Source organism: Actinoplanes sp. NPDC051346 (genome assembly GCF_040682215.1).
GTDB lineage: Bacteria > Actinomycetota > Actinomycetes > Mycobacteriales > Micromonosporaceae > Actinoplanes.
The window spans coordinates 92,824-116,850 of record NZ_JBFBAJ010000010.1; the positions used below are offsets into that span (position 1 = coordinate 92,824).

Here is a 24,027-nt window from a genome sequence, read left to right on the forward strand (position 1 = left end):
TGTTCTACTCTAGGGGATCGGGGCCAGGCATGCACGTGGGATACACGGCGGCGCACGTGCAGCTGCGCCGGCAGCTTCGGGCGTATTTCGCCGACCTGATGACGCCGTCGCTGCGCACGGCGCTGACCGACGAGAACGGCGAGTACGGCAACGGCGACGCGTACCGGACAGTGGTCCGGCAGCTGGGTCACGACGGCTGGCTCGCGCTCGGCTGGCCCGTGGAGCACGGCGGCGGCGGACGGTCGCGGATGGAGCAGCTCGTCTTCGCCGACGAGGCCGCCATGGCCGGGGTCCCGGTGCCGTTCCTGACCATCTACACGGTCGGTCCGACGATCATGCGCCACGGCACGCCCGAACAGCGCGCCGAGCTGCTGCCGCGGATCGCCGCCGGCGAGGTCCACTTCTCGATCGGCTATTCGGAGCCGGACGCCGGCACCGACCTCGCGGCGCTGCGCACCAGGGCGGTCCGGGACGGCGACGACTACGTCATCACCGGCCAGAAGATGTGGACCAGCCTCATCCAGTACGCCGACTACGTCTGGCTCGCCTGCCGGACCGATCCGGACGCGCCCCGGCACAAAGGCCTGTCCATCCTCATCGTTCCCACGAACGCGCCCGGCTTCTCCTGGACCCCGGTGCGCACGGTCGCCGGGCCGACCACCAGCGCGACCTACTACGAGGACGTACGCGTCCCGGCGTCCGCGCTGGTGGGCGAGGAGCACCGGGGCTGGAAGCTGATCACCAACCAGCTCAACCACGAGCGGGTGGTGCTCACCTCGGCCGCACCGCTGCGCCGGGCGCTGCGCGAGGTCGCCGACTGGGCCGGCCGGACCCGGCTGCCCGACGGCCGGCGCGTGCTCGACCAGGAGTGGGTCCGGTTGCACCTGGCCCGGGTGCACGCCCGCACCGAGGTGCTGAAGCTGTTCAACTGGCGGATCGCGTCCGGCAGCGACGACACACCCGCCGCGGCCGGGGCCTCGGCCAGCAAGGTGTACGGCACCGAGCTGGCCGTCGAGGCGTACCGCCTGCTCATGGACGTGCTCGGGCCGGCCGCCACGGTCCGGGCCGGCTCACCCGGCGCCCTGCTGCAGGGCCGGATCGAGCGCATGCACCGCTCCTCGCTGATCCTCACCTTCGGCGGCGGCACGAACGAGGTGCAGCGGGACATCATCGCGGCCGGCCCGCTCGGCCTGCCCGTACGCCGATAGGGGTGCTGTTGTGGATTTCTCCTCCAGCGACGAGGCACGGGACCTGGCCGTCCTGACCCGCGACCTGGCGGCCTCCGGTCGTCCGCTGTGGCCGGCGCTGGCCGAGGCCGGCGTGCTCGCCGCCGCGCTGCCCAAGCGGGCGGGCGGCGAGGGATACGGACTGCTCGAGCAATGCGCCGTCCTGGTCGAGCTGGGCCGGGCGGCGGCCGCCGTGCCCTATCTGCCGTCCATCGTGGTGGCGGCCGGCACGCTGGCCCGGTTCGGCACCGACGAACAGGTGGCCGAGTGGGCGCTGCCGGCGAGCCGCGGCGAGGTCGTGCTCACCGCCGCGCCCGGCCCGGTGCGGGCGGAGCGGGCTCCCGGCTCGGGATGGCGCCTGGACGGCACCGTTCCGGCCGTTCCGGTGGCCACCGAGGCCCGGCTCCTGCTGGTGCCGGCGGGGCAGGCGGGGGTTTTCCTGGTCCGGTCGGACGATCCCGGCGTGAACGTGGAGGAACAACAGGTGGCCGGCAGCCCCGGGTCGGGTCTGCTGCGGCTCAGCGGCACGGTCGTGCCCGGCGACCGCCGGATCGCGGACGAGGCGGCGGGGGCCTGGCTGACCGCGTACGCGACGGTCGGCATCTGCGCCGCGCAGCTCGGCGTGGTGGAGCGGGCGCTGGAGCTGACGGCGGAGTACGCCCGTACCCGGGTGCAGTTCGAACGGCCGATCGGGTCGTTCCAGGCCGTGGCGCAGCGACTGGCCGACGCCTACATCGACGTCGAGGCGCTGCGGGTCATGCTCTGGCAGGCCGCCTGGCGGCTGTCCGAGCATTCGCCCGCGAGCGCCGAGGTGGCCGCGGCCGGATTCTGGGCCGCGGAGGCGGGGCACCGGGTACTGCACACGGCGGTGCACGTCCACGGCGGAGTCGGCATCGACGTGGAGTATCCGCTGCACCGGTATTTCCTCGCCGCCAAGTACCACGAGTTCCTGCTCGGCGGCGCCACGGCGCAGCTGCTGGTCCTCGGCGACACCTTACGGTCGTCGGTAGAACGCGTTACAGTTTTCGAATGAAGTTCTCCCTCGGAATCGCGCTGAATCCGCTGGACCAACTCACCGAACTCGCCACCACCGCCGAGGAGTGCGGCTTCTCGTCGATCGCGCTGCCCGACTCGATCTTCTACGGCGAGCACGTGAACGCCGCCTACCCGTACACCTCGGATGGTCGGCGGTTCTGGACCGCCGACACGCCCTGGGCCGACCCGATGGTCACCGCCGCGGCGCTGGGCGCGGTCACCGAGCGGATCCGCTTCTACACCCAGGTCCTCAAGCTCGGCCCGCGCAATCCGGTGCTGCTGGCCCGCCAGGTGGGCTCGGTGGCGAACCTGATCGGCAACCGCTTCGGGCTCGGCGTCGGACTCGGCTGGAACCCGGAGGAGTCGCTGTGGTGCGGCGCTCCCTTCGAGGAGCGCGCGGGCCGGGCCGACGAGGCGATCGAAGTGCTGCGGCTCATCCTCGGCGGCGGCATGGTGGAGTACCACGGCAAGCACTTCGACTTCGGCCGCCTGCAGATCAGCCCCGCGCCGACCGAGCCGGTCCCGATCTATGTGGGCGGCCACGCCGAGCCGGCGCTGCGCCGCGCGGCCCGCGCCGGCGACGGCTGGACCTCCGCGATGATCCGCCTCGACGACCTACGGGCGATCATCGAGCGCCTGTCGCGCCTGCGCGCCGAGTTCGGCCGCGAGAACGAGCCCTTCGAGATCCAGGCGGTGTGCGTCGACGCCCCGGGGCTCGACGGCTTCCGCCGGCAGGCCGACGCGGGGGTCACCGACGCGATCGTGATGCCCTGGCTCGCGGAGGGCATCAGCCTCGACGCCTCGGCGACCGCCAAGAAGGACAGCCTGCGCCGGTTCGCGGACGAGGTCATCGGCCGGATGAGCTAGAACCCTCGACTGGCCGCGCCGACCCGTCCCCGCGGTGTGCCCGGTTGTCTGCCCTTTCGCGCCGGCTGACGCGGGCGGTATTCACCCAAGGTGGTGCCGCAGGACGCGAATGCCGAGTGGTAGGGGTCGGGGCGTGGCGGTACAAAGAGAGAGCGTCGAGCAACTCATGGGCTGGCTGTCACAGTCCGAGCGGCCCGATGCCGCGCCGCTGGTCGAAAGACTGGCGGCGCTGGTGTTCCAGGGCGATACGGGCTGGCCGCAGCGGACCGAGTGGGTCGATGCCTACAGCGAGTCTCTGTCCGGCTGGTTCGCCGGCGACAGTGCGCGCGAGTTCGAGTTCGCCGACCTCACCCGCCCGGACGCGGACCCCGGAAAGCTCATCGACTGGTTTCTGCCCGTCGTCCAGGAGTGGGAGCAGCGGGCCGCCGACGCCGAGACCGACCGGTACGACGAGCCCGCCTACGACGACGCCTACGGGCTCCACTACCGCCTCGACCGCACCCAGCAGGTCTACGAGTGGTACGACGAGTCCACCGCCACCTGGCGTGACCAGACCTGGGCCGACCTGTACGCGGCCCAGCGGCACGAGTCCACGGCGGACTCGCCGACACCAGCCGACGCCGCACCGCCCGAATGGGACGAGAACTGGGCGATGTTCTACCGCGTCGGCCCCGGCGGCGTCTACGAATTCGCCGACGCCACCACACCGGGCGACGAGACGACCGGCTGCACCGACGTGTGGTTCAGCCATGAACAGGTGCTCCAGCGAATGGCGCGGGAACGGGCGACCAACTCGCAACGGGAGCTGATCCGCAAGAGCATCCCGAACATCGCGACGCTCGTTCCCGGATTCGACGATCTCAGCGACACCGCGATCGCCGAGATAGTCGAGACCTTCCTCCAGACGACCGGGGGCAAATGACATGTCACAACCGAACAACGCGGCGGCACAGCTGCTGGAGGCATTGCGAGAATCCGACCGGGCCGAGGAGCTCCACGAGAACCTTCTCGCGCATTCGACCGCCAGCTCCGCCAGCTCCGCCAGCTCCTCCAGCTCCTCTGCGGCGACGTTCAGCGACGCCGAGCTCATTGCACTGTGGGACGAGCTCACTGAGGCGAATGACGAGCCCGGGATCAAGAAGTTCTTAGCCGAGCATCCAGACTTCTTCGAGAGACTCGCGGCGAATGACGGCGCGGACGCGCTGCCGCCGCGGAGCGTGTACAGCGCAGCCGCGGTGACGGAGACGGACGACGACGACGACGTCTTTGAAACCGACGACGCGGTGAACGCGGCCAACGCCGGAGCCAGTAACATCCGCGGAAATCCGGCGGCCGGTTCGGATCCCGCCACTTTTGTGGAGTTGTACGGAGAAGGGAACGGCCGGACACATTGGGAGGTCTGGGTCACGATCGGCGCCGAGTTCGCCAAATTCGACCTCACGTCGACCGGATACCGGATCATCTATCAGGCGAACCTCGACCGTCGCGACGGAATGCGGCATCGTTACCGCGCTCTGGTAGGAATCACGGCCGGCCAGGTAGCAGCCCTGTACGACACTGTCCGCGCACGAAGGGGGCCGTACCAGGAGGGCAGCAACGACTGCCACGGGTTCGCCGCTGACTTCTTCGACGCTGTCACTGAGTTGCAGCCGATCCCGACAGCGCAGGGACAATGACCTAGTTGGATCTAGCTGACGCCATGGACGGCGAGGTATTCACCGAATGCCTCGTCGACCTCGGCGGCGGTCAGCCCGAAATCCGCGAGCTCGTAGGTGTGCGCGGGGCGGCGGGCCCCGGAGCCGCTCCGCGCGTGCAGCACCTCCATGGCAAACCGTGCCTGCGCGGTCAGCCGGAGGCCCAGCCTGTCGTAGATCGCCGCCACGGTCGCGAGCGGATCCGAGACGAAGTCGTCGTAGTCGACGTCGACGAAGTGCTCCGGGCTGTGTCGCGCCCGGTCGGCCAGGAACCGCCGCGCGCCCCGCGACCACAGCTCGAGCTGGTCGCGCCCGACCGTATCGCCGGAGAACCGCTCGGACCAGCCTCGCGCGGCCCGGGCGTTCAGGCTGCACACCGACGCGATCGCGGTGCGCGGCGCCCGATGGGTCTGGATCACCACGGCGTCGGGATAGGCGGTGAGCAACGCGTCCAGGGCGAACAGATGGCTGGGATTCTTCAGCACCCAGCGACGGTCGCGGTCGGGCAGGCCGATGAGCTGGAGGTTGCGCCGGTGCCGCCGGTAGGCCGCCGTCCAGTCCTGCCCCGACAGCCACTGGGAATACGAGGGGATGTGTGCCAGGCATTCGTAGGAGACCGACATCATCGACTGGCACAGCAGCCGCCAGCATTCCTCGACCTGGTCGGCGGCGGTGTAGTGCATTCCCATGAACTCCGGATCGGCCTCGTGGTGCCGCCCGTAACTCCCCTGGAGCGCGGCGTACACCGGGTGGGATTCCCAGAGGTGGCGGGGTGGCCGGGGCTGAGGCGCTTCGGCGAGCCAGAGCTCGAGGCCCTGGTGCGCCGGATCCGCGGCGAGCAGCCGGTGCAGGGCCGTGGTGCCGGTCCGGGGCAGGCCGGTCACGAAGATCGGTCGGGAGACGGCGACCGACGCGTGGTCGGGATGCCGCCGCCAGGCCGCCTCGCTGAGCAACCGGGACACCAGCCCGGAGCGCACCATCGCCCGGGTCGCCTTGCTGCCGACCGGGGTGAGGGCACTCTCCGACGCGTACGAGTCGAGCAGCACCCGCAGGCCCTCGACGTAGTCGTCGTCGCCGAAGTCGTCCAGGCCGGTGAGCCGGGTGGCCGAGGCGTGCAGGTCGTCAACCGTACCCACGTCGGTGCGCGTGGTTGCCATGCGGTGCCCCTTCGCGGCGCGCTCAGTGGTGGAATTCCCCGCAGTTCACGTCGAGGCATTGGCCGGTGATGCCGCGGGCGAGGTCGGAGGCGAGGAAGAGGACGGCGTCGGCGACCTCCTCCGGCTCCGGCAGCCGGCGCAGGTCGGTGGTGACCGCGATCTCGTCGTAGATCTGCTGGGCCGGCACCGCACGCTCGGCGGCCTGGTATTCGAACCAGGTTCGCAGGCTGTCGGCCCAGATCCAGCCGGGCGCCACCGAGTTGACCCGCACCCCGAGCGGGCCGAGCTCGCCGGCCAGGTTCTGCGCGACGGCGAGCAGCCCGGCCTTGGAGAGCTTGTACGGGCCGAACGGGCGCCGGGAGTGCCGCAGCACCGCGGAGTTGATCATCACCACCGATCCGCCGGAATCCACCAGCGCGGGGGTCAGCAGCCGGGTCAGTCGCAGCGCCGCGAGCACGTTGATCTCGAAGCTGTCGCGCAGGTCGCCCAGGTCGACCTTGCCGAGGCTGCGCATCGGCGGCATCACGAAGGCGTTGTTCACCAGCGTGTCCACCCTGCCGAACTCGGCGAGCGCGGCCTCGACCAGCCGCTCGGCGGCCGCGTCGTCGGTGATGTCGGTGGGCACCGCCAGCGCCCGGCGGCCCGCCGCGGTCACCTTGCCGGCCACCTCGGCCAGATAGGACTCCGTGCGGGCGGCGAGCACCACGTCGGCGCCGGCCTGCGCGGCGCGGACCGCGAGGGCGCAGCCCAGCCCCGGACCCACCCCGGAAACCAGCACGACCTTGTCCGCCATCAACACCTGGCTCACCCCAGCATCCGGGACGCGACCGCGGCCTGCCGGGCGGCGATCCGCTCGGAGTAGGCGGCCGGATCGATCGGCTCGTGGTACGGCAGCAGCTTGGGCAGGTCGTCCACGGCGACGATCTCCACCTTCGGCCCGTCCTCGGCGGTCAGCGGGCGGGACAGCCGCTGCCAGCGCAGCTGCACGTAGCCCCGGCGATGGCCGGTGCACTCCAACCAGTTCGCCACGCCCGGGTCACGTTCGCTGATCACGTACCGGATCATGCCGTCGGGATCGATGTGGGCCTGGGGCACGGTCAGGCTCGTCTGGTGGTTGATGTAGTCGAGCGACACGTACCACATGCTGCCGAGTTGGATGCCCTGGTAGGGCGCGTCGGACACGGGCACGGTGACCACCATCGCCCGGTCGTCGTCGAGCTCGTAGTGCCCGACCGAGGAATACTGCGTAGCCAGGCCGCCGGGCGTCGGGCGGGGTGGGGTGAGGGTGTTCACCGGCAGCCCGAGGTAGAACCGCTCGGCGAAGGCGAGAAAGGTGCGCAGCCGGCTGAGCAGGATCTTGCCCGCCACCCCGTAGCGCTTGGCGAGGGCGTCGTGGGTGGGTGGTGGCGGGGCCACGCCGATCCGGTCGGCGCGCTGGATGCGCAGCATGCCGGGCTGCTCGCCGGCCCAGTCGTTGAACACCTCGCGCACCACGAGCATGGCCGAGCGCTTGGCGAGCGGGAACGCGTTGCGGCCCGACACGTCGGGCCCGAACCGGAGTCGGAACGAGCCGTCGCCCTCGAGGCCGATCGCGCGGTCGTCGAACGCGGCGAGGCTGCCCGGGACCTCGAGCGGCGAGTAGTCGCCGTCGAGGATCTGGAAGCTCAGGTCGGTCGTGCTGCCGCGGCGACCGGTGACCACGTATTCCGCGTCGTCGCGCAGCCAGGCGTGGAAATACAGGGTGTCGGGGTTGTCCAGGCCCAGCTTCGTGTAGGGGCCGGTGGACCTGACGAAATAGGGAAAGTCGCGCTCGTAGGCCCACGCCATCTGCAGCGACGCCCGGATGCTGCCGGCGAGGTAGTCGTATCCCTCGACCAGGTCCTGGTCGGCCCCGAGGTGCGGGGCCGAATCGATGATCTTTTCCGCCTCGAGGATCGCTTCCGCGAACGGCTGGGTAAGCACGGCTCATGCTAGAACGCGTTCTATTCTGTGGTCAACGTGCCTCGATTTCATCCCTTGACCGTACGAAGAACGTGTTTCACTCTTGGCGCGTGGACATGATGCGGGCGTACCGGATGACCGGCTGGGGTAGCGCTCCGCGAGCGGTCACGGCGCCGGTGCCGTCACCGGGCGCCGGGCAGGTGCTGGTGCGGGTCGCCGGCTGCGGGCTGTGCCGGTCCGATCTCACGATGCGGCGGATGCCGCAGGTGGTCGGCGAGAAGTTGGGCTGGGCGATGCCGTACACGCTGGGCCACGAGACGGCCGGGTGGGTGGCCGCGCTCGGCGCGGGCGTGGACGGCCTCGCCGAGGGCGACGCGGTCGCGTTGGCCGCGTCCGCTTCCTGCGGCACCTGCTGGCACTGCGTGCGCGGACTGGACAACGGGTGCCCGCACGGCGTCGCCGGTCGCGGGTACGGGCGCGACGGCGGTCTCGCCGACTTCGTCCTGGTGACCGGTCGGCGCGGCCTGCTGCCGCTGGGCGGGCTCGACCCGAGACACGCCGGCCCACTCACCGACGCGGGCGCCACGGCCTATCACGCGGTGCGGCGGGCGCTGCCGCGCGTCACGGCGGGCGGCACCGTGGTGGTGCTGGGCGTGGGCGGGCTGGGCACGTTCGCGGTGCAGTTCCTGCGGGTGTTGACCGCGGCCCGGGTCGTCGCCGTCGATCCGGACCCGGAGCGGCGCGCGCTGGCGGAGGCGGTCGGGGCGGTGACGTTGGACGGTGTGGACGCTTCCACGGCCGAGCGACTGCGGCACCTCATCGGGGACGCCGGAGCGGACGCGGTGCTCGACTTCGTCGGCAGCGACGAGACGATCGCCGTGGGCGTCGCCGCGGTCCGCTCCGGCGGCGCGTACGGGCTGGTGGGGTCGGCGGGCGGCCGGCTCACGGCGCCCTGGTTCGGCACGCTGCCGCGCGACGGCGAGGTCTTCACCTTCCAGGGCTCCACCATCGCGGACGCGAGTGAGGTGATTGCCCTGGCCGGCGCCGGGGTGATCCGCAACCGGGTCGAGGAGTTCGGGTTCGACGCGATCGACGAGGCGTACGCCCGGCTCGCGGCCGGCACGCTGGCGGGCCGGGCCGTGGTCGTTTTTGATCGGTGACCGTTCGTCCCTGTCTGGAGTGGAGCCCTTACCGAACGCGAACAGTATCCGCGTAAAGTCCTGACGCGAACCGGGTTTCCTGCCATTGGCGAGCTCCCGGTTCGTCGTTTTTTGCCCACCCCGCAGGAGAACTCCACATGCGCAACAGAAGCACCCTCCGGCGCGCGCTCGCCGTGCCGGTGGCCGCCGTGGCCCTCGCCGGCATCGTGCTGGCACCGACCGCGTCGACCCATGCTGCCCCGGTCGACGACGCGGTCGACAGCGACTGGCTCGGATTCGGCTACAACCAGGACCCGCTCTACCGTGGCGGCGACGGCGACAACGCCACCGAGTGGCCCAAGACCGAGTTCGACAAGCTGACCCAGCGGACGGACTACATCAGCCCCGGCCTGGTGCGGATCATGTTCAACCGCCCGTGGTTCAACCCGTCCGGCGACGTCGGTGACTACGACTGGGAAACCCCCCAGATGAAGAACGCCTACCGGATCATCGCGCACTACAAGCAGCAGGGCACCAAGGTGGTGACCGGCATGTGGGGCGTGAACAGCCCGGAGTTCTACAAGACGCAGGAGGCCGCCACGCTCCAGGCCGACCTGATGAGCAAGCTGCGCAAGGACAAGGGCCTCACCAACGTCGTCCGCTACAACGGCATCAACGAGCCCAACAACGACAAGGGCCTCAAGTACTCGGACTGGGTCACCGCCACCGCGAACCTGCGGGTCGCGTTCAACCGCGCCGGCCTGGGGCTCGACCTGATCGGCGGGCCGGACACCGCGCAGGCGTCGATCGCCGCCCACGAGGGCGACCTGGGCCTCATGTCGGTGCCGGTGGAGAACGCCGGCACCGCGCGGCACCTCGTCTGGAAGAAGGCGGACCTGACGGGCTTCTCCGCCCGCTTCTACCGCACGCCCGACGCGCGCGGCGTCCACTGGACGTTCCAGGCCTCGAAGAACGGCACCAGCTGGACCAACGTCGACCTGCAGGAGACCGCGCCGGTCAAGACCCACGCCACCACCCCATGGCACCGCGTCGATGTCACCCCGCGCGCGTTCCCGGACGGCACCAGGTTCCTGCGGCTGACGATGCCGCCGGTCCCGGGCATCGAGCGGGCCGTGTCGACGGTCAGCCTGTTCACGGCGACCGGTGCCACCATCGACCCGATGAACGACCTCTCGAAGACCGACTCGCACTCCCCCGGCTGGACGTTCCCGGGCGGCGGCGGCGAGGTCCAGGACTGGTGGTTGCAGTCCGCGCTGGATCGCGAGGTGGCCCAGTACGAAGCCCACTTCTACGTGCACGAGGTGGACATCCTCGGCACGCCGCCGGAATATCCCGAGGCGACGCTGACCGAAACGGTGAAGCAGCTCAAGAAGGCCAGCAACGGCGGATCCGTGATCCTCGGTGAGACCGGCATGAAGGCACCCGGCGACGACCCGAACAAGGACTACAACTTCGCCAAGGAACCCGCCCAGGCCGTACGCATGGCGGACCTCGCGGTGCAGGAGGCGCGGGCCGGCGTGGACGGCGCCATGGCGTGGTGCCTCGACGGGTACGCCGCGAAGACCTCGTGCGGAATGTGGGAGCACTACGACCCCATCGACCCCAAGACGCTGCGGCCGTGGTTCTACACCTGGAGCCTGCTCAGCCGGTACCTGCCGGCCGGCACCCAGATGTACGCGCCCCCGCAGCCGACCGGCGTGCGGGTGCTCAAGGCTAAGCTCCCGGGCGACAAGGGCTGGACGTTCGTCCTGGTCAACCGCACCAACTCCACGACCCGGGTGTCGATCACCGCGCCGACCGGCAAGATCGATCTGGACAAGTACGTCTACAGCCTGGGCAACACGCCGGTCGTCGACCCGACCACCGGCTTCCCCAAGCCTGCCGAGCACCTCTCCAACGTGACCTTCGACAGCGGCAAGGAACTGAGCGTCGCGCCGAACGGAGTCGCGATCTTCACCACCGCGCCCTGACCCCCGGTCCGGCCGGTCGCCCGGCTAACCGAGTTTCCGCAGGCGGTCCAGCGTCTCGTCCGCCTCGGAGATCAGGTCGGCCAGCACCTCGGCGACCGGCCGGACCCGGTTCATCCGGCCCACGATCTGCCCCACCGGCATCGGCACGACGCTCGGATCCCCGGCCTCCATGAGCCGGGAGTGCGCGTCGGCCACCAGCATGTTCTGCAACGGCATCGGCAGCGGCTCCGGCGCCTGCGGCTCGCTCCAGGCCTCGGTCCAGCGATTGCGCAGCAGCCGGGCCGGCTTGCCGGAGTAGGCCCGGCTGCGGACCGTGTCCGAGGAGCCCGCCCGCAGCAGTGCCTCGCGCAGCGCGGGTGGGCTGCGGTATTCCTCGGTGCCGAGCCAGACCGAGCCGGTCCACACCCCCCGCGCGCCGAGGGCCAGCGCGGCGGCGATCTGCTGGCCGCTGCCGATCCCGCCCGCGGCCAGAACCGGCACACCCTCCCCCACCGCGTCGACCACCTCCGGCACCAGCACCATGCTGGCGATCTCGCCGGTGTGCCCGCCGGCCTCGTAGCCCTGTGCCACGACGATGTCGACGCCGCCGGCCACGTGACGGCGGGCATGATCGGCCCGTCCGGCCAGCGCGGCCACCAGCAGTCCCCGCTCGTGCGCCCGGTCGATCACGTCGTCCGGCGGCGGGCCGAGCGCGTTGGCGATCAGGCGTACCGGGTGGGCCAGCGCCACCTCGACGTGCGAGCGCGCCACCGAGTGCAGCCACCCGAGCACGCCGGAACGGGTCGACGCGCCGGAGAGCGGGGGCACGCCGAGGCGCAGCAGGGTCCGTTCGACGAAGTCGCGGTGTCCCGGCGGGATCAGGGTCGCGAGGTCCGCCGGGGCGCCCTCGGTGGGAACGTGACCGGGCATCACCACGTCCACGCCGTACGGGCGGCCCGCCAGTTGGGCGTCCAGCCAGGACAGCGTGGCGTCCAGGTCGGCGGCGTCGTTGAAGCGTACGCAGCCCAGCACCCCGAGCCCGCCGGCCCGGCTGACGGCCGCCACCACGTGTTCCGAGGGGCTGAAGGCGACGATCGGGTACTCGACGCCGAGCAGGTCGCACAGGTCAGTCCGCATGGCTCACGGCCTCGCCCCGGTGGCTCTCGGCGTAGCGGTGCGCCCAGCGGTAGTCCGCCTTGCCGCTCAGCGTGCGGGTGATCTCGTCCACCCACCACACGTCGCGGGGCACCTTGTAGCCGGCGATCCGCTTGCGCAGGTGCTCGTCCAGCTCCGCCGCGTCGGGCCGCTGGCCGGGCCGGGGCTGCACCAGCGCCGCCACCCGCTGCCCGAGCCGCTCGTCGCTCACGCCGATGACGAGCGCGTCGAACACGTCGGGGTGGGACTTGAGGGCACCCTCGACCTCCTCCGGGAAGACCTTCTCGCCGCCGGTGTTGACGCAGGTGTTGCCGCGTCCGAGCAGCGTGATGGTGCCGTCCGGCTCGAGCCTCGCCAGGTCCCCCGGCACGGCGTAGCGCACGCCGTCCACCTCGGTGAGCAGCGCGGCTGTCTTCTCCGGGTCCTTGTGGTAGCCCAGCGGGAGGTATCCGCCGCGGGCCAGGCGGCCGATGACGCCGGGCTCGGCGGGCCGGCCGTGCTCGTCGATCACGATGGTGTCGGGACCGGGCGTGAAGCGCGGACCGTCCACCGCGCCGCCCTCGATCTCGGCGACCACGCCCATGCCAGCGAAGCCGGTCTCCGACGAGCCGATGGCGTCGGTGATCAGCACGTCCGGCAGCGTCTCGAGGAACTGCCGCTTGACCACCGGGGAGAACAGGGCGGCGCTCGAGGAGATCGCGAACAGCGACGATCCGTCGTAGCCGCCGGCCAGGTACGCCTCGATCATGGGGCGGGCCATCGCGTCGCCGATGAGGACCACCACGTTCACCCGGTGCCGTTCGATGGCCCGCCACGCGGCGTCGGCGTCGAAGTGCGGGAGCATCACCACGGTGTCGCCGCCGAAGAGGGCCGCGAGCGCCGCCCACTGGGCGTTGCCGTGGATGAGCGGCGCCAGGCACAGGCGCACCATTCCGCCGGTCTCGACGCCGCGTTGGGACTGGGCCCACTCGTCCTCGACCGGGATGCCCGACAGGAAGTCGACGCCGCCGCCGAGCACCCGCCAGACGTCCTCGTGACGCCAGATCACGCCCTTGGGGTAGCCGGTGGTCCCGCCGGTGTAGAGCAGGTAGAGGTCCTCGCCGGAGCGCTCCGGGAAGTCGCGGGCGGGGTCGCCGGCGACCAGCGCGTCGGAGTAGTGCACTCCGTCGTACGCGGAGAGGTCGGCGTCCGTGCCGTCCGGGAGTGCCACGACCGTGTGCGGGCCCGGCGCCGCGGACAGCACCGCCGCGACCCGGGGAGCGTACTTGCGGTCGTGGATCAGCGCGGTCAGCCCGGCGTCTTCGAACAGGAATTGCAACTCGTTCTCGACATACCGGTAGTTGATGTTCACGACCGCGGCGCGCAGTTTGTAGACCGCGAGCATGGCCGCGACGGCGTCGATGGAGTTGCCGGCGTACAGGCCGACGTGATCGCCCGGCCGCACGCCGCGATCACTCAGGAAATGCGCCAGCCGGTTGGCGCTCGCTTCCAGCTCGGCATAGGTCGTCGCGCGCTCGTCGCAGGCCACGGCGACCCGCTCTCCGAAGGCGTCGACCGCGTGTTCGAACAGATCCGCAATATTGGCCGCCATCTCTAGAAACTAGAACGTGTTACTGTGCGGGGCAAGGTCCTGCCGAGAGGAGTCCCGCGTGGAGCCGGTGACCGAGGAAGCGCACGCCCTCGTCGAGCAGCGTGGGCCCGTCCTGATCGTGACGATGAACCGGCCGCGCGCCCGCAACGCCCTCTCCGCGGAGATGCTCGCCATCATGCGCAGCGCGTGGGACAGGGTGGACGCGGACCCGGAGATCCGGGTCTGCGTGCTCACCGGCGCCGGCGGCGCCTTCTGCGCGGGTGCCGATCTGAAGGCCATGACCCGCGAGCACCCCGGCGACGGCTTCCGCGCCGGCGGCACCGACCTCTGGAGGATCGACGCGCTGCTCAAGGGCCGCCGGCTGACCAAGCCGCTGGTGGCCGCCGTCGAGGGACCGGCTGTCGCCGGAGGCACCGAGATCCTCACCGCAACCGACGTGCGGGTCGCCGGGGCGAGCGCCCGGTTCGGCGTCTCCGAGGCCTGCTGGGGGCTGTTTCCGTTGGGCGGTTCGGCGGTGCGGTTGCCGCGGCAGCTTCCGTACACGGTCGCGGCCGAGCTGCTGCTCACCGGCCGCCACATCAGCGCGGAAGAGGCCCGGCGCATCGGCCTGATCGGGCACGTCGTGCCGGACGGGCAGGCGCTCGAGAAGGCGCTAGAACTGGCCGAGCGGATCGCCGCCAACGGCCCGGTCGCGGTCCAGGCCATCCTGCGCACCATGCGGGAGACCGAAGCGATGACCGAGAACGACGCGTTCACCGTGGAGTCCCGCATCGGCACCTCGGTCTTCATGAGCGCGGACGCCAAGGAAGGCCCCCGCGCGTTCGCCGAGAAGCGCACCCCCCGCTTCCACGGCCACTGATCAGATCGCCCGGTCCCGCCCGGCCCAGTACGGGTCCCGCAGCAGCCGCTTGTAGAGCTTGCCGTTCGGGTCGCGCGGGAGCTGGTCGACGTAGTCGACGCTGCGCGGCAGCTTGAACCCGGCCAACCGGCCGGACAGGTACGCCAGCAGCTCCGCGGTCAGCTCCGCCCCGGTCCGCACGCCCGGCTCCGGCTGCACCACCGCCTTGATCTCCTCGCCCCACTCCTCGTGCGGCACACCGAAGACCGCGACGTCGGCGACCGCCGGATGACCGGACAGCTCGCCCTCGATCTCGGCGGGATACACGTTCACCCCGCCGGAGATGATCACATCGCTCTTGCGGTCGCACAGATACAGGTAGCCCTCGTCGTCCAGATATCCGATGTCGCCGACCGTGAACATGGCACCGCGCCAGGACTCCCGGGTCTTCTCGGCGTCGCCGAGGTACTCGAAGCGGGCGTCGCCCATCTGCATGAAGACCTGCCCGGGCTGACCGACCGGCACGTCGTTGCCGTCGGCGTCCAGCACCCGGATCAGCGAGCCCGGCCAGGCGCGGCCCACCGACCCGGGCCGCTCGCGCCACTCCTCGGCGGTGATCAGGGCTCCGCCGCCCTCCGAGGCCGCGTAGTACTCCACCACCACGGGTCCCCACCAGTCGAGCATCTGCCGCTTGACATGCTGCGGGCAGGGCGCGGCGCCGTGGATCATCACCCGCATCGAGGACAGGTCGTACGCCGTGCGGACCTTCTCTCCAAGTGCGAGCAGCCGGGAGAACTGGGTCGGCACCATGTGGCTGTGGGTGACCCGGTGGCGCTCGATGAGGCGCAGCGCCTCCTCGGAATCCCAGCGGTCCATCACCACCACGGTGTGCCCGAGCTGGATCGAGATGACGGCGAAGTTCATCACGGCGGTGTGGTACAGCGGCGAGCCGCACAGATGCACGTGATCGCCGAACGGCTCCAGGCCGAACAGGCCGAAGAACCACGTCGAGGTCGCCGGCACGTCGTCCGGGTCGCCGCCGGTGAGCGGCCGGCGTACACCCTTGGACCGGCCGGAGGTGCCCGAGGTGTAGACCATCAGCGCGCCGGCCGTCCGCCCCTGCGGACGGCCGGTCTCGACGACGCCGAGCGCGGCGAGCGGATGGAAGCCGGGAACCCGTCCCACCGCGAGCCGCCCGCCGGGCGGCACCGCGGCCTCCCGTGCCGCCGCAGCCGCGGTCTCGGAGAAGCGCTCGTGGGCGATGAAGACCCGCGCGCCGCTGTCCCGCAGGATGTAAGCGATCTCCGCGGCGGTCAGGTGCCAGTTCAGCGGCACGAGATAGAGGCCGGTCTGGAAGGCGGCGAAGAAGGCGGCGAGCATGTCGGCGCCGTTGGGCAGCAGGACCGCCACCGTATCACCGGGCTCCAGGCCCAGGTCGCGCAGCCCCCGCCCGATCCGGTCGGCCTCGCCGGCGAGCTCGCCGTAGGTCACCGTCCGCCCGTCGGTGTCCACGATCGCGGCACGCCGCGACGACTGGTCCGCGATGGCCCACAGCCCGATGTCCGTCATGCCGCGATTCTATAACGCGTTTCAGTCTATGGAACGCTGTCGCACGGCGTTCTTGCCGGACAGTACTGCAACGTGTTTCACTGCGATGGTGGATACCGCGCAGGCGCCGCCGCTGTCCGCCCCGCTGGACATCTCCTTCGACTACACCCGCTCGCTCGGTCCGGTCCTCGGCCGGTTCATGACCGGCCTGCGCGACCACCGCGTCTACGGCGGCCGGACCTCGGACGGGCGGGTCCACGTCCCCCCGCTGGAGTACGACCCGCTCACCCACGCGCCGGTGACCGACCTGGTGGAGGTGCGCCCCACCGGCACCGTGGTCACTTGGACCTGGATGAGCCGGCCGCTGGAGGGCCAGCCGCTGACCCACCCGTTCGGCTGGGCGCTCATCCGGCTCGACGGGGCGGACACGGCCCTGCTGCACGCCGTGGACGCCGGCTCACCCGACCGGATGCATACCGGGATGCGGGTGCGCGTCCGCTGGGCCGCCGACCCGGTCGGCCACATCCGCGACATCGCGTGCTTCGAACCCGGCGAGGCACTGCCCGACGCCTCCCCCGGCGAACCCGCCGACGCGACGGAGACCCCCGTGACCATGATGACCACCCCGATCCGCCTGCACTACCGGCACACCACCTCGGTGGAAGAGGACCGCTACCTGCGGGCGCTGGCGCAAGGACGGCTGCTCGGCCAGCGCTGCCCGGTCTGCCGCAAGGTCTACGTGCCGCCGCGGGTCTGCCCCGCCGACGGCGTGCCCCCGGAGGAAGAGGTGGCGGTGGCGGATCGCGGCACGATCACCACGTTCTGCGTGGTCAACGTCCCGTTCGCGGGACAGCGGCTGGAGCCGCCGTACGTGGTCGCGCAGGTCCTGCTGGACGGCGCTGACATCCCGCTGTCGCACCTGATCGTCGGCTGCCCGGCCGACCAGGTCCGCATGGGCATGCGGGTGGCCGCGGTCTGGCGGGAACCCGAGCGGTGGTCCACCACGCCGGAGAACATCGCGCACTTCGCGCCGACCGGCGAGCCCGAGGCGCCCTACGAGTCCTACGCGGATCAGCTGTGACTCGCCGCGTCGCCGTCATCGGGTTCGCCCAGTCCCCGTGCCTGCCCGAGGCCGGAACGACCAGCGGGGTCGAGACGCTCGTGCCGGTCCTGCGGGAGGCGCTGGCCGGTGCCAAGATGAACCGGCGGGACGTGGACTTCTGGTGCTCGGGCTCCTCGGACTACCTGGCCGGGCGGGCGTTCTCGTTCGTCAACGCGGTCGACGCCATCGGGGCGTTCCCGCCGATCTGCGAGTCGCACGTGGAGATGGACGCGGCCTGGGCGTTCTACGAGGCCTACGTCAAGATCCTCGCCGGCGAGGCGGAGACCGCGCTGGTCTACGGCTTCGGCAAGTCCTCGGCCGGCCGGTTGCGCCGGGTGCTGGCGCTGCAGCTCGACCCGTACGCGACGGCGCCGCTGTGGCCCGACTCGGTGAGCATCGCCGCGCTGCAGGCCCGCCTCGCCCTCGACGCCGGACTCATCAGCGAACGGGACATGGCCGAGGTGGCGGCACGCAGCCGGGCGGACGCGGCCACCAACCCGTACGCCCAGGTGGCCGGGCAGACCACCGCCGAACGACTCCTCGCCGAGCCCTATCTCGCCGACCCGCTGCGGGCGCACGACTGCGCACCCGTCTCCGACGGCGCCTCGGCGCTGGTGCTGGCCGCCGACGACCGTGCCCGCCGCCAGCACGACCGACCGGCCTGGATCACCGGCGCCGCGCACCGCGTCGACCCCCAGGGGCTGGGCGAGCGGGACCTGACCACCGTGCCGTCGGCGACCGCCGCGGCCGCCGCCGTGGACCTGCCCGACGACCTCGACGTGGCCGAACTGCACGCACCCTTCACCCATCAGGAGCTGTTGTTGCGTACGGCGCTCGGGCTGGGCGACAAGGTGCGGATCAACCCGTCCGGCGGGGCGCTCTGCGGCAATCCGATGTTCTCGGCCGGCCTGTCCCGCATCGGGGCGGCCGCCGCGCAGGTGATGTCCGGACGGGCACGACGGGCGGCCGCGCACGCCACGAGCGGCCCCGCCCTGCAACAGAATCTGGTGTGCGTGCTGGAGGCGCAGCGATGAGACGAGCGGCCGTACTGGGCACCGGGCAGACCCACCACCGCACCCGGCGCACCGACGTGTCGATGGCCGGGCTGTGCCGGGAGGCCATCGACCGGGCGATGGCGGACGCGGACACCGACTGGTCGCAGATCGACGCGGTCGTGCTGGGCAAGGCGCCCGACCTGTTCGAGGGCGTGATGATGCCCGAGCTGTTCCTGGCCGACGCGATCGGTGCCGCCGGGCGCCCGCTCCTGCGGGTGCACACGGCCGGCTCGGTGGGCGGCGCCACCGCGAACGTGGCCACCAGCCTGATCCGCGCCGGCGTGCACCGGCGGGTGCTCGCGGTCGCCTTCGAGAAGCAGTCGGAGTCGAACGCCATGTGGGCGCTGTCCATCCAGCCGCCGTTCAGCGCGCCGATCGGCGCCGGGGCCGGGGGCTACTTCGCCCCGCACATCCGCAGCTACATCCGGCGGTGCTCGGCGCCGGAGCACATCGGCGCGCTCGTGGCGGTCAAGGATCGCCGCAACGGGGCGCTCAACCCGTACGCGCACCTGCGGCAACCCGACATCACGCTGGAGTCGGTGCGCGCCTCGGCGATGCTGTGGGACCCGATCCGCTACGACGAGACCTGCCCCTCCTCCGACGGCGCCTGCGCCGTCGTCCTCGGCGACGAGGCGGCCGCCGAGGCGAGCGACCGTCAGGTCGCGTGGATCCGGGCGACCGCTATGCGCACCGAGCCGACCTTCTTCGCCGGCAAGGACCACGTGAACCCCCGGGCGGGCGCCGAGGCGGCCCGGGCGCTCTGGGACGCGGCCGGGATCGCCGACCCGTTGGACGAGGTGGACGTCGCCGAGCTGTACGTGCCGTTCTCCTGGTTCGAGCCGATGTGGCTGGAGAACCTGGGCTTCGCCGAGGCCGGGCACGGCTGGAAGCTCACCGAGGCCGGCGAGACGCGGATCGGCGGACGGCTGCCGGTGAACCCGTCCGGCGGCGTGCTGTGCTCCAACCCGATCGGCGCCTCGGGCCTGCTGCGCTTCGCCGAGGCGGCCATGCAGGTGATGGGCCGGGCCGGCGATCACCAGGTCGCCGGGGCACGCGTCGCGCTGGGGCACGCGTACGGTGGCGGTTCGCAGTTCTTCTCGATGTGGGTGGTCTCGACCGAGCCGTGAGACTTTTCTAGCGGTAGCGGACCGGCAGGTGCTTGATGCTATGCAGCCAGCCGGAACGCAGCCGCTCGGGCGGCCCCGCCAGGCTGATGTCGGGCATGTGGTCGGCGATGGCGTTGAAGATGAGCTCGATCTCGAGCCTGGCCAGGTTGGCGCCCAGGCAGAAGTGGGCGCCGCTGCCGCCGAAGCCGAGGTGCGGGTTGGGGCTGCGGGTGATGTCGAACCGCTCCGGGTGGTCGAAGACCGCCTCGTCGAAGTTCGCGGAGCCGTAGAAGAGCGCCAACCGCTGGCCCGCCTTGATCTGTTGCCCGCCCAGCTCCGTGTCGCGCGTCGCGGTGCGCTGGAAGGTGTTCACCGGAGTGCCCCAGCGGACGATCTCGTCCACCGCCGTCCGCGGCCGCTCGGCCTTGAACAGCTCCCACTGATCGGGGTGGTCGAGCATGGCCATGATGCCGTGCGAGATCGCGTTGCGGGTGGTCTCGTTGCCGGCCACCGCCAGCAGCAGCACGAAGAAGCCGAACTCGTCGGTGGACAGGTGCTCGCCGTCGATCTCCGCCTTCACCAGCGTGGTCACGATGTCGTCGCGCGGGCAGGCCTGCCGGTCCTCGGCCATCTTCATGGCGTAGGCGAGCAACTCCGCCGCCGGCTCCATGGGGTCGGCGCCGCCGCTGTATTCCGGGTCGTCGTAGCCGATCATCGCGTTCGACCAGTCGAAGACGTGCCGGCGGTCCTCCTGCGGCACGCCGAGCAGCTCGGCGATGGCCTGAAGGGGCAGCTCGCAGGCCACCTCGCTGACGAAGTCGCCGGTGTCGGAGCCGACCGCCTCGCGGACGATCCGCTCGGCGCGGGCGGACAGCGCCGTCCGCAGGCTGTTGATCGCCCGCGGGGTGAAGCCGCGCGCGACGACGGCGCGCTGCTTCGTGTGCTGCGGTGGGTCCATGTTAAGCAGCACACACCGTTGCAGGTCGATGCGCTCGCGGGGCAGATCCGCCTGGTACCGGACGATGGCCGTGTTCTCCCAGCTCGAGTACGTGTCGCTGTCGCGCGACACGGCCATTACGTCGGCGTGCCGGGTGACCGCCCAGTAGCCCTCGTCGTCGAAGCCGGCGCTGCCGCGCTTCTGTGGGACCCACCAGACCGGCGCGGTGCGCCGCAGCTCCGCGAACTCCGCGTGCGGTATGCCGTCGACGTAGATCTGCGGATCGGTGAAGTCGAAACCCTCGGGGATGCGGGGCTCAGCCACGGCTCCTCCTCCAGCAACAGGTTCCACCAGATTGAAACACGTCGAGGTCGTCTGTGGTATACCTCTGATGCGGCGATGTTAGAACACGTTCTAGATCTCGACTCTGCCTGGGGAGGCCATCGTGGGCGTACCGGTGATCGTCGGCGCGGTCCGGACGCCGATCGGCCGGCGCGGGGGCTGGCTGGCCGGCCTGCACGCCGCCGAGCTGCTCGGCGCGGCGCAACGGGCGGTCCTCGCCCGCACCGGCCTCGACCCCGCGCTGGTCGAACAGGCGGTCGGCGGCTGCGTGACGCAGGGCGGGGAGCAGTCCAACAACATCACCCGGACCGCGTGGCTGCACGCCGGGCTGCCGTACACGACGGGATGCCTGACCATCGACGCGCAGTGCGGGTCGTCGCAGCATGCCGCCCACCTCGTCGCCGGGCTCATCGCCGCGGACGCCATCGAGGTCGGCGTGGCGTGCGGGGTGGAGTCAATGAGCCGGGTCCCGCTGCGGGCCAACCTCGGCGTCGACGCCGGCATGCCCCGGCCCGAGTCCTGGGACATCGACCTTCCCAACCAGTACGTCGCCGCCGACCGCGTCGCCGCCCGGCGTGGACTGACCCGGGCCGACCTCGACGGGTTCGGCGTGCGCTCCCAGGCCAACGCCGCCCGGGCGTGGCAGGAGGGGCGCTTCGCGGCGGAGGTGACGCCGGTCGACGCCCCGGTGCTGGACGCGGACGGCCACCCCACCGGCGAGACCCGGACCGTCGAGCGGGATCAGGGCCTGCGCGAGACGACCGCGGCGGGTCTGGCCCGCCTGCGTCCCGTCCTCGACGGCGGCCTGCACACGGCCGGCACCTCCTCGCAGATCTCCGACGGCGCCGCCGCCCTGCTGCTCATGGACGCCGACCGGGCGCGGGAGCTGGGTCTGCGCCCGCGCGCCCGCTTCCTCGCCCAGTGTCTGGTCGGCGCCGAGCCCTACTACCACCTGGACGGGCCGGTCGCGGCCACCGAGCGGGTGCTGGCCCGCACTGGCATGAAGATCGACGACATCGACCGGTTCGAGGTGAACGAGGCGTTCGCCAGCGTGGCGCTGTCCTGGCTGGGCACCCACCGCGCGGACCCCGACCGCGTCAACGTCAACGGCGGGGCGATCGCGCTCGGTCACCCGGTCGGCAGCACCGGCTCCCGCCTCATCGTCTCGGCCCTGCACGAGCTGGAACGCACCGGCCACAGCACCGCGCTCGTCACGATGTGCGCGGGCGGCGCGATGGCCACCGCGAGCGTGCTCGAACGGATGTGAGCCGGGGTCACGGATGTTGATTGCTCACGGAGATGACCTCGCCGGTGAGGTAGGACGAGTAGTCGCTGGCCAGAAACGCCACCACCGTCGCCACCTCCCAGGGCTGCGCGGCTCGTCCGAACGCCTCCCGCGTCGCGAGGCCGGCCAGCTCCCGCTCGGCCATCACCTTGGCCAGGAACGGATGCGTCGCCAGGCTGGGCGCCACCGCGTTGACCCGGATGCCGTGCGCGGCCACGTCCAGCGCGACACACCGGGTGAACGCCATCACGCCGGCCTTGGCGGCGGCGTAGTGCGCCTGCCCGGCCTGGGCGCGCCAGCCCAGCACCGAGGCGTTGTTGACCACCGCTCCCCCGCCGCCCTGCGCGATCAACTGCCGCAAGGCCGCCCGGGTGCAGCGGAACGTGCCGGTCAGCGTGACGTCCAGAACCCGCTGCCACTCGTCGTCGGTCATCTCGACCACCGCCCGGGTGCCGCCCAGACCGGCGTTGTTCACCATCACGTCGATCCGTCCGCAATGGAGGACGGCGGTCGAGATCAGCTCCCGCACGGCGGCCTCGTCGGTGACGTCGCACGGCACCGACCAGACCCGCCCCGGGTACGCCGCCGCCAGGTGCTCGCGGACCTCGCCGAGCCGGCGCGCGTGACTGTCGCTGAGCACCACCTCGGCACCCTCGGCCAGGCACCGCTGGGCGACGGCGGAGCCGATGCCGGTGCCGGCCGCCGCGGTGATGACGACGGCCTTGCCCACGAGCAGTCCGTGCCCGGCCGGTGGTAGCGGAAGATCCGCGGGGTCTGCCGCGTCCCCGTCCACCGTGGTCACCGGCGATCCTGCCGGGGCAGCCCGAGGACGCGTTCGGCCACGATGGTGCGCTGGATCTCGTTGGAGCCGCCATAGATCGTGTCGGCCCGGCTGAAGAGGAAGAGCCGCCACCACCGTTCGACGTCCTGGTCGCCGGGGCCAGCGGCGGTGCCGGCCGGCCCGAGCACCGCCATGGCGAGCTCGCCGAGGCCCTGCCGCCACCGCGACCAGAGCAGCTTGATCACCGAGGCCGTTCCCGTCGAGGGCGGCTCGCTCAGGGCGCGCAGGGTGTGCGACCGCAGCACGGACAGGTCGATCCAGGCCCGGGTGAGCCGCTCGCGCAGCACCGGGTCGGCGGCCGCGCCGGTGCGCCGGGCCAGCCCCACCAGGTCCGCCAGGTCCCGCTCGAAGCCAATCTGCTGGCCCACGGTGGCCGCGCCCCGCTCGAAGCCGAGCGTGGCCATCGCCACCCGCCAGCCCTGTCCGGGCTCGCCGACCACGAGGTCGCGGTCGGTGCGCGCCTCGTCGAAGAAGACCTCGTTGAACTCGCTGTCGCCGGTGATCTGTCGGATCGGGCGCACCGTGATACCGGGGCCGTGCATCGGCACCAGCAGATAGGACAGTCCGGCGTGGCGCGGGGCGCCCTCGACGAGGGGCTCGGTGCGGGCCAGCACGAAACACCAGTCGGCCACCTGCGCCAGCGAGGTCCACACCTTCTGCCCGGTGATCACCCAGTGGTCGCCGTCGAGCCGGGCCCGGGTGGTGACGCCGGCCAGGTCGGAGCCGGCACCCGGCTCGGAATAGCCCTGGCACCACAGCTCGTCGACCGCGGCGATGCGGGGCAGGAACCGGCGGCGCTGCCGCTCGGTGCCCAGCGCCATGAGGGTCGGCCCGACCATGGTGGTGCCGATGTGGTCGACCCGCGACGGCGCACCGGAGCGGGCGTACTCCTCATGAAAGATGATCTGGCGCTCGAGCGGGGCGCCGCGACCGCCGTGCGCCTCGGGCCAGGCGAGGGTCGTCCAGCCCGCCTCGGCCAGGCGGCGGGTGAAGGCGAGCCGCTGCGGATAGGCCTCGTTCTCCCGGCCCGGGCCGCCCACCCCGCGCAGCTCGTCCGTCACGTTCGCCGCGAGCCAGTCGCGAACCTCGCGCCTGAACTCCTCGTCACCGTCCACTGGCGCCACCTCCCGGGCCGCGGGTACAGTCACCCTACCAAGCACTTGCTTGGTTCGCTACGTCGGCCTGGGTTCGCTACGTC

General features: G+C 71.6%; 21 protein-coding genes. 12 read left to right on the forward strand and 9 right to left on the reverse strand.

Features of this window, described 5'->3' with window-relative positions; all coding sequences use genetic code 11:
• The first annotated feature begins 29 nt into the window (after nt 1–29).
• The 5 genes from AB0M36_RS24425 (at nt 30) to AB0M36_RS24445 (ending at nt 4,804) form a co-directional block, all read left to right on the forward strand.
• Nucleotides 30–1,208 (forward strand): acyl-CoA dehydrogenase family protein, encoded by a 1,179-nt coding sequence (locus tag AB0M36_RS24425; protein WP_364161235.1) that lies wholly within the window; start codon nt 30–32, stop codon nt 1,206–1,208.
• 10 nt (nt 1,209–1,218) lie between these two features.
• Nucleotides 1,219–2,259 (forward strand): acyl-CoA dehydrogenase family protein, encoded by a 1,041-nt coding sequence (locus tag AB0M36_RS24430; RefSeq protein ID WP_364161237.1) that lies wholly within the window; start codon nt 1,219–1,221, stop codon nt 2,257–2,259.
• Complete coding sequence (locus AB0M36_RS24435) at nt 2,256–3,128, forward strand: TIGR03619 family F420-dependent LLM class oxidoreductase (RefSeq protein ID WP_364161239.1); 873 nt, start codon at nt 2,256–2,258, stop codon at nt 3,126–3,128. The genes AB0M36_RS24430 and AB0M36_RS24435 overlap by 4 nt, the downstream gene beginning before the upstream one ends.
• Nucleotides 3,129–3,261: 133 nt before the next feature.
• Entirely contained in the window at nt 3,262–4,050 is a 789-nt protein-coding gene (locus AB0M36_RS24440) for a hypothetical protein (protein WP_364161241.1), read from the forward strand.
• 1 nt (nt 4,051) lies between these two features.
• On the forward strand, nt 4,052–4,804 hold the full coding sequence (locus tag AB0M36_RS24445; protein ID WP_364161243.1) for a hypothetical protein: 753 nt from the start codon (nt 4,052–4,054) through the stop codon (nt 4,802–4,804).
• A gap of 11 nt (nt 4,805–4,815) precedes the next feature.
• Here the strand turns inward: AB0M36_RS24445 and AB0M36_RS24450 are convergent, their stop codons facing one another.
• From AB0M36_RS24450 to AB0M36_RS24460, 3 genes are read right to left on the reverse strand one after another with little or no spacing between them, the layout of a single operon-like run.
• Nucleotides 4,816–5,979 (reverse strand): sulfotransferase, encoded by a 1,164-nt coding sequence (locus AB0M36_RS24450; protein WP_364161245.1) that lies wholly within the window; start codon nt 5,977–5,979, stop codon nt 4,816–4,818.
• Between the two features lie 22 nt (nt 5,980–6,001).
• Complete coding sequence (locus tag AB0M36_RS24455) at nt 6,002–6,778, reverse strand: SDR family oxidoreductase (RefSeq protein WP_364161593.1); 777 nt, start codon at nt 6,776–6,778, stop codon at nt 6,002–6,004.
• A gap of 5 nt (nt 6,779–6,783) precedes the next feature.
• Nucleotides 6,784–7,941: a hypothetical protein gene (locus AB0M36_RS24460; RefSeq protein ID WP_364161247.1), complete on the reverse strand. Its 1,158-nt coding sequence runs from the start codon at nt 7,939–7,941 to the stop codon at nt 6,784–6,786.
• A gap of 95 nt (nt 7,942–8,036) precedes the next feature.
• On the opposite strand from AB0M36_RS24460, the gene AB0M36_RS24465 reads away from it, so the two are divergent.
• On the forward strand, nt 8,037–9,080 hold the full coding sequence (locus AB0M36_RS24465; protein ID WP_364161596.1) for an alcohol dehydrogenase catalytic domain-containing protein: 1,044 nt from the start codon (nt 8,037–8,039) through the stop codon (nt 9,078–9,080).
• A 137-nt stretch (nt 9,081–9,217) separates the two neighbouring features.
• Nucleotides 9,218–11,050, forward strand: a complete 1,833-nt coding sequence (locus AB0M36_RS24470) for a hypothetical protein (RefSeq protein ID WP_364161249.1) — start codon at nt 9,218–9,220, stop codon at nt 11,048–11,050.
• Nucleotides 11,051–11,074: 24 nt separating this feature from the next.
• Here AB0M36_RS24470 and AB0M36_RS24475 read toward each other — a convergent pair whose 3' ends face one another.
• Both AB0M36_RS24475 and AB0M36_RS24480 read right to left on the reverse strand, forming a co-directional pair.
• Entirely contained in the window at nt 11,075–12,166 is a 1,092-nt protein-coding gene (locus AB0M36_RS24475; protein WP_364161251.1) for a nitronate monooxygenase family protein, read from the reverse strand.
• On the reverse strand, nt 12,156–13,775 hold the full coding sequence (locus AB0M36_RS24480; RefSeq protein ID WP_364161253.1) for an acyl-CoA synthetase: 1,620 nt from the start codon (nt 13,773–13,775) through the stop codon (nt 12,156–12,158). Before AB0M36_RS24480 ends, AB0M36_RS24475 begins: the two co-directional genes overlap by 11 nt.
• Before the next feature lie 58 nt (nt 13,776–13,833).
• Between AB0M36_RS24480 and AB0M36_RS24485 the strand changes: the two genes are divergently transcribed.
• Entirely contained in the window at nt 13,834–14,634 is an 801-nt protein-coding gene (locus tag AB0M36_RS24485) for a crotonase/enoyl-CoA hydratase family protein (RefSeq protein WP_364161255.1), read from the forward strand.
• Here the strand turns inward: AB0M36_RS24485 and AB0M36_RS24490 are convergent, their stop codons facing one another.
• Nucleotides 14,635–16,182, reverse strand: a complete 1,548-nt coding sequence (locus tag AB0M36_RS24490) for an acyl-CoA synthetase (protein ID WP_364161257.1) — start codon at nt 16,180–16,182, stop codon at nt 14,635–14,637.
• An 88-nt stretch (nt 16,183–16,270) separates the two neighbouring features.
• Here AB0M36_RS24490 and AB0M36_RS24495 point away from each other — a divergent pair, with 88 nt between their 5' ends.
• Genes AB0M36_RS24495 through AB0M36_RS24505 form a run of 3 tightly spaced genes read left to right on the forward strand, consistent with a single transcriptional unit; the run spans nt 16,271 to nt 19,445 of the window.
• The gene (locus tag AB0M36_RS24495; RefSeq protein ID WP_364161259.1) at nt 16,271–17,242 is read left to right on the forward strand and encodes an OB-fold domain-containing protein; all 972 of its coding nucleotides are present in this window, start codon (nt 16,271–16,273) and stop codon (nt 17,240–17,242) included.
• Nucleotides 17,239–18,297 carry a thiolase domain-containing protein gene (locus tag AB0M36_RS24500; RefSeq protein ID WP_364161261.1) on the forward strand — a complete coding sequence of 353 codons (1,059 nt, stop codon included), beginning with the start codon at nt 17,239–17,241 and terminating at the stop codon, nt 18,295–18,297. The genes AB0M36_RS24495 and AB0M36_RS24500 overlap by 4 nt, the downstream gene beginning before the upstream one ends.
• A complete protein-coding gene (locus AB0M36_RS24505; RefSeq protein WP_364161263.1) occupies nt 18,294–19,445 on the forward strand; it encodes a thiolase domain-containing protein in 1,152 nt (383 codons plus the stop codon). Before AB0M36_RS24500 ends, AB0M36_RS24505 begins: the two co-directional genes overlap by 4 nt.
• Nucleotides 19,446–19,452: 7 nt before the next feature.
• Here AB0M36_RS24505 and AB0M36_RS24510 read toward each other — a convergent pair whose 3' ends face one another.
• Nucleotides 19,453–20,685, reverse strand: coding sequence for a cytochrome P450 (locus tag AB0M36_RS24510; protein WP_364161265.1), 1,233 nt, complete (start codon nt 20,683–20,685; stop codon nt 19,453–19,455).
• Nucleotides 20,686–20,806: 121 nt separating this feature from the next.
• Here AB0M36_RS24510 and AB0M36_RS24515 point away from each other — a divergent pair, with 121 nt between their 5' ends.
• Complete coding sequence (locus AB0M36_RS24515; RefSeq protein WP_364161267.1) at nt 20,807–21,970, forward strand: steroid 3-ketoacyl-CoA thiolase; 1,164 nt, start codon at nt 20,807–20,809, stop codon at nt 21,968–21,970.
• 7 nt (nt 21,971–21,977) lie between these two features.
• Here the strand turns inward: AB0M36_RS24515 and AB0M36_RS24520 are convergent, their stop codons facing one another.
• Together AB0M36_RS24520 and AB0M36_RS24525 are read right to left on the reverse strand one after the other, a co-directional pair.
• Nucleotides 21,978–22,781, reverse strand: coding sequence for an SDR family oxidoreductase (locus AB0M36_RS24520; protein WP_364161599.1), 804 nt, complete (start codon nt 22,779–22,781; stop codon nt 21,978–21,980).
• A gap of 5 nt (nt 22,782–22,786) precedes the next feature.
• Nucleotides 22,787–23,977: an acyl-CoA dehydrogenase family protein gene (locus AB0M36_RS24525; RefSeq protein WP_364161269.1), complete on the reverse strand. Its 1,191-nt coding sequence runs from the start codon at nt 23,975–23,977 to the stop codon at nt 22,787–22,789.
• Between the last annotated feature and the right edge of the window lie 50 nt (nt 23,978–24,027).